Origin of the sequence: Bacillus sp. JS (genome assembly GCF_000259365.1) — a bacterium.
Lineage (GTDB): Bacteria > Bacillota > Bacilli > Bacillales > Bacillaceae > Bacillus > Bacillus stercoris.
In genome coordinates, this window is sequence record NC_017743.1 from 1 (window position 1) to 12500 (window position 12500).

Annotated in this window: 7 protein-coding genes, 2 tRNA genes and 2 rRNA genes (1 of these 11 running past the window's edge); all 11 read left to right on the forward strand. The window is 44.2% G+C overall.

Annotation, left to right across the window (positions count from 1 at the left end; translation table 11 throughout):
• The first annotated feature begins 409 nt into the window (after positions 1-409).
• On the forward strand, positions 410-1750 hold the full coding sequence (gene dnaA / locus MY9_RS00005; RefSeq protein WP_003242674.1) for a chromosomal replication initiator protein DnaA: 1341 nt from the start codon (positions 410-412) through the stop codon (positions 1748-1750).
• 190 nt (positions 1751-1940) lie between these two features.
• Complete coding sequence (gene dnaN, locus MY9_RS00010) at positions 1941-3077, forward strand: DNA polymerase III subunit beta (protein WP_014662455.1); 1137 nt, start codon at positions 1941-1943, stop codon at positions 3075-3077.
• A 130-nt stretch (positions 3078-3207) separates the two neighbouring features.
• Entirely contained in the window at positions 3208-3423 is a 216-nt protein-coding gene (rlbA, locus tag MY9_RS00015; protein WP_003219264.1) for a ribosome maturation protein RlbA, read from the forward strand.
• 15 nt (positions 3424-3438) lie between these two features.
• Entirely contained in the window at positions 3439-4551 is a 1113-nt protein-coding gene (gene recF, locus MY9_RS00020; RefSeq protein WP_014662456.1) for a DNA replication/repair protein RecF, read from the forward strand.
• 17 nt (positions 4552-4568) lie between these two features.
• Complete coding sequence (remB, locus tag MY9_RS00025; protein ID WP_003219266.1) at positions 4569-4814, forward strand: extracellular matrix regulator RemB; 246 nt, start codon at positions 4569-4571, stop codon at positions 4812-4814.
• Positions 4815-4868: 54 nt separating this feature from the next.
• On the forward strand, positions 4869-6785 hold the full coding sequence (gene gyrB, locus MY9_RS00030; protein WP_014662457.1) for a DNA topoisomerase (ATP-hydrolyzing) subunit B: 1917 nt from the start codon (positions 4869-4871) through the stop codon (positions 6783-6785).
• A gap of 210 nt (positions 6786-6995) precedes the next feature.
• A complete protein-coding gene (gyrA, locus tag MY9_RS00035) occupies positions 6996-9461 on the forward strand; it encodes a DNA topoisomerase (ATP-hydrolyzing) subunit A (protein WP_014662458.1) in 2466 nt (821 codons plus the stop codon).
• Positions 9462-9749: 288 nt separating this feature from the next.
• Positions 9750-11299 (forward strand): 16S ribosomal RNA (locus MY9_RS00040).
• A 102-nt stretch (positions 11300-11401) separates the two neighbouring features.
• A tRNA-Ile gene (locus tag MY9_RS00045) sits at positions 11402-11478 on the forward strand.
• A gap of 11 nt (positions 11479-11489) precedes the next feature.
• A tRNA-Ala gene (locus MY9_RS00050) sits at positions 11490-11565 on the forward strand.
• Positions 11566-11646: 81 nt separating this feature from the next.
• A 23S ribosomal RNA gene (locus MY9_RS00055) occupies positions 11647-12500 on the forward strand; it runs 2074 nt beyond the window's last position.
• Together the 16S and 23S rRNA genes with 2 tRNA genes alongside form the textbook arrangement of a ribosomal RNA operon.

Below are 12500 nucleotides of genomic sequence, written 5' to 3' on the forward strand. Positions count from 1 at the left end.
ATCTTTTTCGACTTTTTTTAATATCCACAAAGGTTATCGACAACATTTTCACATTACCAACCCCTGTGGACAATATTTTTTCAACAGGTTGTCCGCTTTGTGGATAAGATTGTGACAACCATTGCAAGCTCTCGTTTATTTTGGTATTATATTTGTGTTTTAACTCTTGATTACTAATCTTACCTTTCCTCTTTATCCACAAAGTGTGGATAAGTTGTGGATTGATTTCACACAGCTTGTGTAGAAGGTTGTCCACAAGTTGTGAAATTTGTCGAAAAGCTATTTATCTACTATATTATATGTTTTCAACATTTAATGTGTACGAATGGTAAGCGCCATTTGCTCTTTTTTTGTGTTCTATAACAGAGAAAGATGCCATTTTCTATGAAAAGGAGGGACGTGCCGGAAGATGGAAAATATATTAGACCTGTGGAACCAAGCCCTTGCTCAAATCGAAAAAAAGTTGAGCAAACCGAGTTTTGAGACTTGGATGAAGTCAACCAAAGCCCACTCACTGCAAGGAGATACCTTAACGATCACGGCTCCCAATGAATTTGCCAGAGACTGGCTGGAGTCCAGATACTTGCATCTGATTGCAGATACTATATATGAATTAACCGGGGAAGAATTGAGCATTAAGTTTGTCATTCCTCAAAATCAAGATGTTGAGGACTTTATGCCGAAACCGCAAGTCAAAAAAGCGGTCAAAGAAGATACATCTGATTTTCCTCAAAATATGCTCAATCCAAAATATACTTTTGATACTTTTGTCATCGGATCTGGAAACCGATTTGCACACGCAGCTTCCCTTGCAGTAGCGGAAGCACCCGCGAAAGCTTACAACCCTTTATTTATCTATGGGGGCGTCGGCTTAGGGAAAACACACTTAATGCATGCGATCGGCCATTATGTAATAGATCATAATCCTTCTGCCAAAGTGGTTTATCTGTCTTCTGAGAAATTTACAAACGAATTCATCAACTCTATCCGAGATAATAAAGCCGTCGACTTCCGCAATCGCTATCGAAATGTTGATGTGCTTTTGATAGATGATATTCAATTTTTAGCGGGGAAAGAACAAACCCAGGAAGAATTTTTCCATACATTTAACACATTGCACGAAGAAAGCAAACAAATCGTCATTTCAAGTGACCGGCCGCCAAAGGAAATTCCGACACTTGAGGACAGATTGCGCTCACGTTTTGAATGGGGCCTGATTACAGATATCACGCCGCCTGATCTGGAAACGAGAATTGCGATTTTAAGAAAAAAGGCCAAAGCAGAGGGCCTCGATATTCCAAACGAGGTTATGCTTTACATCGCGAATCAAATCGACAGCAATATTCGGGAGCTGGAAGGCGCATTAATCAGAGTTGTTGCTTACTCATCTTTAATTAATAAAGATATTAATGCTGATCTGGCCGCTGAGGCGCTGAAAGATATTATTCCTTCATCAAAACCGAAAGTCATTACGATTAAAGAAATTCAGAGGGTAGTAGGCCAGCAATTTAATATTAAACTCGAGGATTTCAAAGCAAAAAAACGGACAAAGTCAGTAGCTTTTCCGCGTCAAATCGCCATGTACTTATCAAGGGAAATGACTGATTCCTCTCTTCCTAAAATCGGCGAAGAGTTTGGAGGACGGGATCATACAACCGTTATTCATGCGCATGAAAAAATTTCAAAACTGCTGGCAGATGACGAACAGCTTCAGCAGCATGTAAAAGAAATTAAAGAACAGCTTAAATAGCAGGACCGGGGATTAATCGGGGAAAGTGTGAATAACTTTTCGGAAGTCATACACAGTCTGTCCACATGTGGATAGGCTGTGTTTCCTGTCTTTTTCACAACTTATCCACAAATCCACAGGCCCTACTATTACTTCTACTATTTTTTAAAAAAATATATATATTAATACATTATCCGTTAGGAGGATAAAAATGAAATTCACGATTCAAAAAGATCGTCTTGTTGAAAGTGTCCAAGATGTATTAAAAGCAGTTTCATCCAGAACTACGATTCCCATTCTAACTGGTATTAAAATTGTCGCATCAGATGATGGCGTATCCTTTACAGGAAGTGATTCAGATATTTCTATTGAATCCTTCATTCCAAAAGAAGAAGGAGATAAAGAAATCGTCACTATCGAACAGCCCGGAAGTATCGTTTTACAGGCCCGCTTCTTTAGCGAAATTGTAAAAAAACTGCCGATGGCAACTGTAGAAATCGAAGTGCAAAATCAGTATTTGACGATTATTCGTTCTGGTAAAGCCGAATTTAATCTAAACGGACTGGATGCTGATGAGTATCCTCACTTGCCGCAGATTGAAGAACATCATGCGATTCAGATTCCAACTGATTTGTTAAAAAATTTAATCAGACAAACAGTATTCGCAGTGTCCACCTCAGAAACACGTCCTATCTTGACAGGTGTAAACTGGAAAGTGGAACAAAGTGAATTATTATGCACCGCAACGGATAGTCACCGTCTTGCTTTAAGAAAAGCGAAACTTGATATTCCAGAAGACAGATCTTATAACGTCGTGATTCCAGGAAAAAGTTTAACTGAACTCAGCAAGATTTTGGATGACAATCAGGAACTCGTAGATATTGTGATCACAGAAACTCAAGTTCTGTTTAAAGCGAAAAACGTTTTATTTTTCTCACGGCTTCTGGACGGAAATTATCCAGACACAACCAGTCTGATTCCGCAAGACAGCAAAACAGAAATCATTGTAAACACAAAAGAATTCCTTCAGGCCATTGATCGTGCATCTCTTTTAGCCAGAGAGGGACGCAACAACGTGGTGAAGCTGTCCGCAAAACCAGCTGAATCCATTGAAATTTCTTCTAACTCCCCTGAAATCGGTAAAGTTGTGGAAGCAATTGTTGCGGATCAAATTGAGGGTGAGGAATTAAATATCTCTTTTAGTCCAAAATATATGATGGATGCACTAAAGGTGCTTGAAGGAGCAGAAATACGCGTAAGCTTTACAGGTGCAATGAGACCTTTCTTAATTCGCACGCCGAATGATGAAACGATTGTACAGCTTATCCTTCCTGTCAGAACCTATTAATCCGATACACTGCTGCCGACCCGTCGGCAGCTTTTCTATTCGGCAACTGCTCCGACAAGTTTTCCCTTTCCCTAATTCGTTTTTTTTTAGTACAATTAGATATTAGTGATATTTGAAAGAGGTCGATATAATGGCAAATCCGATTTCAATTGATACAGAGATGATTACACTCGGACAATTCTTGAAATTAGCCGATGTGATTCAGTCTGGCGGTATGGCGAAGTGGTTTTTAAGCGAGCATGAAGTGCTTGTGAACAACGAGCCGGACAACCGCCGAGGCAGAAAGCTGTATGTTGGAGATGTGGTAGAGATTGAAGGATTTGGTTCATTTCAAGTCGTCAATTAAAGCGGGTGACACTGATTGTATATCCAGAACTTAGAACTGACATCTTACCGCAACTACGACCATGCTGAACTTCAATTTGAAAATAAAGTAAATGTGATCATCGGTGAAAACGCCCAGGGGAAGACAAACCTCATGGAGGCGATCTATGTCTTGTCTATGGCGAAATCGCACAGGACATCAAATGACAAAGAACTTATACGGTGGGACAAAGACTATGCTAAAATAGAGGGAAGAGTGATGAAGCAAAACGGGGCGATCCCGATGCAGCTCGTCATCTCCAAAAAAGGTAAAAAGGGCAAGGTCAATCATATTGAACAGCAAAAGCTCAGCCAGTATGTCGGGGCCCTCAACACCATTATGTTTGCGCCGGAAGATTTAAATCTTGTAAAGGGAAGCCCTCAAGTGAGAAGGCGGTTTCTTGACATGGAAATCGGACAGGTTTCTCCCGTCTACCTTCATGACCTTTCTCTTTACCAGAAAATCCTTTCCCAGCGGAATCATTTTTTAAAACAGCTGCAAACAAGAAAACAAACAGACCGGACGATGCTCGATGTTTTGACCGATCAGCTTGTGGAAGTTGCAGCAAAAGTCGTCGTAAAACGCCTGCAGTTTACAGCACAGCTCGAAAAATGGGCGCAGCCCGTCCATGCAGGCATCTCAAGAGGGCTTGAAGAACTGACCTTGAAGTACCATACAGCTCTTGATGTATCAGATTCCGTAGACTTGTCGAAAATAGGAGATAGCTATCAAGAAGCGTTTTCTAAATTAAGAGAAAAAGAAATTGAGCGCGGTGTTACTTTGTCAGGGCCTCATCGTGACGATGTCCTTTTCTATGTGAACGGACGCGATGTGCAGACGTATGGTTCTCAAGGACAGCAGCGAACGACGGCGTTGTCCCTTAAGCTGGCGGAGATTGACCTGATCCATGAAGAAATCGGAGAATATCCCATTTTACTATTGGATGATGTACTGAGTGAACTGGATGATTATCGCCAGTCACACTTGCTTCATACGATCCAAGGCCGTGTACAAACGTTTGTCACAACGACAAGCGTTGATGGCATTGATCACGAAACCTTACGTCAAGCAGGAATGTTCCGTGTGCAAAATGGTGCGTTAGTGAAGTGAAGAAATGAGGTGAGCAATTGTATATTCATTTAGGTGATGACTTTGTGGTTTCAACCCGAGATATTGTCGGCATTTTTGACTTTAAAGCCAACATGTCGCCTATTGTTGAAGAATTTCTGAAAAAACAGAAACACAAGGTGGTGCCTTCCGTAAACGGCACGCCCAAATCTATCGTAGTCACGGTTCAGAATATATATTACTCTCCCTTATCTTCCAGCACATTAAAAAAACGTGCGCAATTTATGTTTGAAATAGATTCTTAGAAATTTTTTATCACGAATATATCGTTTAGAAAAGTGTAGGTGAATGACGTGGCTATGGAACAGCAGCAAAACAGTTATGATGAAAATCAGATACAGGTACTAGAAGGATTGGAAGCTGTTCGTAAAAGACCGGGGATGTATATCGGCTCGACAAACAGCAAAGGCCTTCACCACCTGGTATGGGAAATTGTCGACAATAGTATTGACGAAGCCCTCGCCGGTTATTGTAAAGATATCAATATTCAAATCGAAAAAGACAACAGTATCACGGTTGTAGATAATGGCCGCGGTATTCCAGTCGGTATTCATGAAAAAATGGGCCGTCCTGCGGTAGAAGTCATTATGACGGTGCTTCATGCCGGAGGAAAATTTGACGGAAGCGGCTATAAAGTATCCGGAGGATTACACGGTGTAGGTGCGTCGGTCGTGAACGCACTATCAACAGAGCTTGATGTGACGGTTCACCGTGACGGTAAAATTCATCGCCAAACCTATAAACGCGGAGTTCCGGTTTCAGACCTTGAAATCATTGGCGAAACGGATCATACAGGAACGACGACACATTTTGTCCCGGATCCTGAAATTTTCACAGAAACAACTGAGTATGATTATGATCTGCTTGCCAACCGCGTGCGTGAATTAGCCTTTTTGACAAAGGGCGTAAACATCACGATCGAAGATAAACGTGAAGGGCAAGAGCGTAAAAACGAGTACCATTACGAAGGCGGAATTAAAAGTTATGTAGAGTATTTAAACCGTTCTAAAGAAGTTGTCCATGAAGAGCCGATTTACATTGAAGGCGAAAAGGACGGCATTACGGTTGAAGTGGCTTTACAATACAATGACAGCTACACAAGCAACATTTACTCGTTTACAAACAACATTAACACGTACGAAGGCGGTACCCATGAAGCTGGCTTCAAAACAGGCCTGACTCGTGTTATCAACGACTATGCCAGAAAAAAAGGGCTTATTAAAGAAAATGACCCTAACCTAAGCGGAGATGATGTAAGAGAAGGGCTGACCGCGATTATTTCAATCAAACACCCTGATCCGCAGTTTGAGGGCCAAACGAAAACAAAGCTAGGCAACTCAGAAGCTCGGACCATCACCGATACGTTATTTTCTGCGGCAATGGAAACATTTATGCTGGAAAATCCAGATGCGGCCAAAAAAATTGTCGATAAAGGTTTAATGGCGGCAAGAGCTAGAATGGCTGCGAAAAAAGCGCGTGAACTTACACGCCGCAAGAGTGCTTTGGAAATTTCAAACCTTCCCGGTAAGCTAGCGGACTGCTCTTCAAAAGATCCGAGCATTTCCGAGTTATATATCGTAGAGGGTGACTCTGCCGGTGGATCTGCTAAACAAGGACGGGACAGACATTTCCAAGCTATTTTGCCGCTTAGAGGTAAAATCTTGAACGTTGAAAAAGCAAGACTGGACAAGATCCTTTCTAACAACGAAGTTCGCTCTATGATTACAGCACTTGGCACAGGTATCGGGGAAGATTTCAACCTAGAGAAAGCCCGTTACCATAAAGTTGTCATTATGACAGATGCCGATGTTGACGGTGCGCACATCAGAACACTGCTGTTAACGTTCTTTTACAGATATATGCGCCAAATTATCGAAAATGGCTATGTGTACATTGCACAGCCGCCGCTCTACAAGGTTCAACAGGGGAAACGTGTTGAATATGCGTACAATGACAAGGAGCTTGAAGACTTGTTAAAAACGCTTCCTCAAACACCTAAGCCTGGATTGCAGCGTTACAAAGGTCTTGGTGAAATGAATGCTACCCAGCTATGGGAGACAACCATGGATCCTAGCTCTAGAACGCTGCTTCAGGTAACTCTTGAAGATGCAATGGATGCGGATGAGACATTCGAAATGCTGATGGGCGACAAAGTAGAACCGCGCCGAAACTTCATAGAAGCAAATGCGAGATACGTTAAAAATCTTGACATCTAATCATAAAAAGCCTTATTTCCAATAAGAAATAAGGCTTTTTTCTAAACAAGATCAGATGCAGCAATGCTTGCAATACCTATATATTCTAGCAATTTAATGTGTATAATCATAAGTTTATTGATATAATGGAGAATAGTGAAATCGTATTGAAGGTCATAATGGACAATCTACTCCCACATATTTCATGTGATACTTCAGGGAGGTTTTTTAATGAGTGAACAAAACACACCACAAGTTCGTGAAATAAATATCAGTCAGGAAATGCGTACGTCCTTTTTGGATTATGCAATGAGCGTTATCGTATCCCGTGCTCTTCCGGATGTTCGTGACGGCTTAAAGCCGGTTCATAGACGGATTTTATATGCAATGAATGATTTGGGCATGACCAGTGACAAGCCTTATAAAAAATCCGCGCGTATCGTTGGAGAAGTTATCGGGAAATACCACCCGCACGGTGATTCAGCGGTATATGAATCCATGGTCAGAATGGCTCAGGATTTCAACTACCGTTATATGCTCGTTGACGGTCACGGAAACTTCGGTTCTGTTGACGGAGACTCAGCGGCTGCCATGCGTTATACAGAAGCAAGAATGTCTAAAATCTCGATGGAAATTCTTCGAGACATCACAAAAGACACAATCGATTATCAGGATAACTATGACGGTTCAGAAAGAGAACCTGTCGTTATGCCTTCGAGGTTCCCAAATCTGCTCGTGAACGGTGCTGCCGGCATTGCGGTAGGTATGGCAACAAACATTCCTCCGCACCAGCTGGGAGAAATCATTGACGGTGTACTTGCTGTCAGTGAGAATCCGGACATTACAATTCCAGAGCTTATGGAAGTCATTCCAGGTCCTGATTTCCCGACTGCGGGTCAAATCTTGGGCCGAAGCGGTATACGGAAAGCATACGAATCTGGCCGAGGCTCTATTACAATTCGGGCAAAAGCTGAGATCGAACAAACATCTTCAGGTAAAGAAAGAATTATTGTTACAGAGTTGCCTTACCAAGTAAATAAGGCGAAATTAATCGAGAAAATTGCTGATCTCGTTAGGGATAAAAAGATAGAGGGCATCACAGATCTGCGTGATGAGTCAGATCGTACAGGTATGAGAATTGTCATTGAAATTAGACGTGATGCTAATGCAAATGTCATTCTAAACAATCTGTACAAACAAACTGCTCTACAGACATCTTTTGGTATCAACTTGCTTGCACTTGTTGATGGTCAGCCGAAAGTTTTAACTCTTAAGCAATGCCTGGAGCATTACCTTGACCACCAAAAAGTCGTAATTAGACGCCGTACTGCCTATGAATTGCGTAAAGCGGAAGCGAGAGCCCACATCCTTGAAGGCTTGAGAGTTGCTCTGGATCATCTCGATGCAGTTATTTCCCTTATCCGTAATTCTCAAACGGCTGAAATTGCGAGAACAGGTTTAATTGAACAATTCTCACTGACAGAGAAGCAAGCACAAGCGATCCTTGATATGAGGCTCCAGCGTTTAACAGGACTGGAACGTGAAAAGATCGAAGAAGAATACCAATCTCTTGTTAAATTAATTGCAGAGCTAAAAGACATCTTGGCAAATGAATATAAAGTGCTTGAGATTATTCGTGAAGAACTCACGGAAATCAAAGAGCGTTTTAACGATGAAAGACGTACTGAGATCGTCACTTCTGGACTAGAGACAATTGAAGATGAAGATCTCATTGAGAGAGAAAATATCGTCGTCACTCTGACACACAACGGGTACATCAAACGTCTTCCTGCATCAACTTATCGCAGTCAAAAACGAGGCGGTAAAGGTGTACAAGGAATGGGAACAAACGAAGATGATTTCGTTGAGCATTTGATCTCTACGTCAACTCATGACACGATTCTCTTCTTCTCAAACAAGGGAAAAGTGTATCGTGCAAAAGGGTATGAAATCCCTGAATACGGCAGAACAGCAAAAGGAATCCCGATTATTAACCTGCTGGAAGTAGAAAAGGGTGAGTGGATCAACGCGATTATTCCAGTCACGGAATTCAATGCGGAGCTTTACCTTTTCTTCACAACAAAGCACGGGGTTTCAAAACGAACTTCGCTGTCTCAATTCGCTAATATCCGCAACAATGGCCTAATCGCTTTGAGTCTTCGTGAGGATGATGAACTGATGGGTGTACGTCTGACTGATGGTACAAAACAAATCATCATCGGAACGAAAAACGGTTTACTGATCCGTTTCCCTGAAACAGATGTCCGGGAGATGGGAAGAACTGCGGCAGGCGTAAAAGGCATCACCCTGACAGATGACGACGTTGTTGTCGGCATGGAGATATTAGAGGAAGAATCACACGTTCTTATCGTAACTGAAAAAGGATACGGAAAACGAACTCCGGCTGAAGAGTACAGAACCCAAAGCCGGGGCGGAAAAGGACTCAAAACAGCAAAAATCACCGAGAACAACGGCCAACTAGTAGCAGTGAAAGCTACTAAAGGTGAAGAGGATCTAATGATTATTACAGCCAGCGGCGTACTCATTAGAATGGACATCAGTGATATCTCAATCACCGGACGTGTCACTCAAGGTGTGCGTCTCATCAGAATGGCAGAAGAAGAACATGTTGCTACAGTGGCCTTAGTAGAGAAAAACGAAGAAGATGAGAATGAAGAAGAACAAGAAGAAGTGTGAGAAAAAGCGCAGCTAAAATAGCTGCGCATTTTTGTTTTATTCCTCTTTACAGTCTTAAAAATTATGGTATAATCATTTTTGTTGTCTTTTAAAAGACGCAAACGTAACAATCATGACTAGTAAAAACTTTTTCAAAAAAGTGTTGACCTAGTTAACTAAAAATGTTACTATTAAGTAGTCGCTTCGAGAGAAGCACACAAAGTTCTTTGAAAACTAAACAAGACAAAACGTACCTGTTAATTCATTTTTTATAAATCGCACAGCGATGTGCGTAGTCAGTCAAACTTTTTATCGGAGAGTTTGATCCTGGCTCAGGACGAACGCTGGCGGCGTGCCTAATACATGCAAGTCGAGCGGACAGATGGGAGCTTGCTCCCTGATGTTAGCGGCGGACGGGTGAGTAACACGTGGGTAACCTGCCTGTAAGACTGGGATAACTCCGGGAAACCGGGGCTAATACCGGATGCTTGTTTGAACCGCATGGTTCAAACATAAAAGGTGGCTTCGGCTACCACTTACAGATGGACCCGCGGCGCATTAGCTAGTTGGTGAGGTAACGGCTCACCAAGGCGACGATGCGTAGCCGACCTGAGAGGGTGATCGGCCACACTGGGACTGAGACACGGCCCAGACTCCTACGGGAGGCAGCAGTAGGGAATCTTCCGCAATGGACGAAAGTCTGACGGAGCAACGCCGCGTGAGTGATGAAGGTTTTCGGATCGTAAAGCTCTGTTGTTAGGGAAGAACAAGTACCGTTCGAATAGGGCGGTACCTTGACGGTACCTAACCAGAAAGCCACGGCTAACTACGTGCCAGCAGCCGCGGTAATACGTAGGTGGCAAGCGTTGTCCGGAATTATTGGGCGTAAAGGGCTCGCAGGCGGTTTCTTAAGTCTGATGTGAAAGCCCCCGGCTCAACCGGGGAGGGTCATTGGAAACTGGGGAACTTGAGTGCAGAAGAGGAGAGTGGAATTCCACGTGTAGCGGTGAAATGCGTAGAGATGTGGAGGAACACCAGTGGCGAAGGCGACTCTCTGGTCTGTAACTGACGCTGAGGAGCGAAAGCGTGGGGAGCGAACAGGATTAGATACCCTGGTAGTCCACGCCGTAAACGATGAGTGCTAAGTGTTAGGGGGTTTCCGCCCCTTAGTGCTGCAGCTAACGCATTAAGCACTCCGCCTGGGGAGTACGGTCGCAAGACTGAAACTCAAAGGAATTGACGGGGGCCCGCACAAGCGGTGGAGCATGTGGTTTAATTCGAAGCAACGCGAAGAACCTTACCAGGTCTTGACATCCTCTGACAATCCTAGAGATAGGACGTCCCCTTCGGGGGCAGAGTGACAGGTGGTGCATGGTTGTCGTCAGCTCGTGTCGTGAGATGTTGGGTTAAGTCCCGCAACGAGCGCAACCCTTGATCTTAGTTGCCAGCATTCAGTTGGGCACTCTAAGGTGACTGCCGGTGACAAACCGGAGGAAGGTGGGGATGACGTCAAATCATCATGCCCCTTATGACCTGGGCTACACACGTGCTACAATGGACAGAACAAAGGGCAGCGAAACCGCGAGGTTAAGCCAATCCCACAAATCTGTTCTCAGTTCGGATCGCAGTCTGCAACTCGACTGCGTGAAGCTGGAATCGCTAGTAATCGCGGATCAGCATGCCGCGGTGAATACGTTCCCGGGCCTTGTACACACCGCCCGTCACACCACGAGAGTTTGTAACACCCGAAGTCGGTGAGGTAACCTTTTAGGAGCCAGCCGCCGAAGGTGGGACAGATGATTGGGGTGAAGTCGTAACAAGGTAGCCGTATCGGAAGGTGCGGCTGGATCACCTCCTTTCTAAGGATATTATACGGAATATAAGACCTTGGGTCTTATAAACAGAACGTTCCCTGTCTTGTTTAGTTTTGAAGGAACTTTGTTCCTTGAATAAGTTAAGATGGGCCTGTAGCTCAGCTGGTTAGAGCGCACGCCTGATAAGCGTGAGGTCGGTGGTTCGAGTCCACTCAGGCCCACCATCTTATATAATGGGGCCTTAGCTCAGCTGGGAGAGCGCCTGCTTTGCACGCAGGAGGTCAGCGGTTCGATCCCGCTAGGCTCCACCAACGTGTTCTTTGAAAACTAGATAACAGTAGACATCACATTCAATTAGTAATACAAGATATCACATAGTGATTCTTTTTAACGGTTAAGTTAGAAAGGGCGCACGGTGGATGCCTTGGCACTAGGAGCCGATGAAGGACGGGACGAACACCGATATGCTTCGGGGAGCTGTAAGCAAGCTTTGATCCGGAGATTTCCGAATGGGGAAACCCACCACTCGTAATGGAGTGGTATCCATATCTGAATTCATAGGATATGAGAAGGCAGACCCGGGGAACTGAAACATCTAAGTACCCGGAGGAAGAGAAAGCAAATGCGATTCCCTGAGTAGCGGCGAGCGAAACGGGATTAGCCCAAACCAAGAGGCTTGCCTCTTGGGGTTGTAGGACACTCTGTACGGAGTTACAAAGGAACGAGGTAGATGAAGAGGTCTGGAAAGGCCCGCCATAGAAGGTAACAGCCCTGTAGTCAAAACTTCGTTCTCTCCTGAGTGGATCCTGAGTACGGCGGAACACGTGAAATTCCGTCGGAATCCGGGAGGACCATCTCCCAAGGCTAAATACTCCCTAGTGACCGATAGTGAACCAGTACCGTGAGGGAAAGGTGAAAAGCACCCCGGAAGGGGAGTGAAAGAGATCCTGAAACCGTGTGCCTACAAGTAGTCAGAGCCCGTTAACGGGTGATGGCGTGCCTTTTGTAGAATGAACCGGCGAGTTACGATCCCGTGCAAGGTTAAGCAGAAGATGCGGAGCCGCAGCGAAAGCGAGTCTGAATAGGGCGCATGAGTACGTGGTCGTAGACCCGAAACCAGGTGATCTACCCATGTCCAGGGTGAAGTTCAGGTAACACTGAATGGAGGCCCGAACCCACGCACGTTGAAAAGTGCGGGGATGAGGTGTGGGTAGGGGTGAAATGCCAATCGAACCTGGAGATAGCT

Coding starts and splice junctions, on each gene's coding strand:
- gyrB (WP_014662457.1), top strand. CDS start 4,869: ATGGAACAGCAGCAAAACAGTTATGATGAAAATCAGATACAGGTACTA.
- rlbA (WP_003219264.1), top strand. CDS start 3,208: ATGGCAAATCCGATTTCAATTGATACAGAGATGATTACACTCGGACAA.
- dnaA (WP_003242674.1), top strand. CDS start 410: ATGGAAAATATATTAGACCTGTGGAACCAAGCCCTTGCTCAAATCGAA.
- dnaN (WP_014662455.1), top strand. CDS start 1,941: ATGAAATTCACGATTCAAAAAGATCGTCTTGTTGAAAGTGTCCAAGAT.
- gyrA (WP_014662458.1), top strand. CDS start 6,996: ATGAGTGAACAAAACACACCACAAGTTCGTGAAATAAATATCAGTCAG.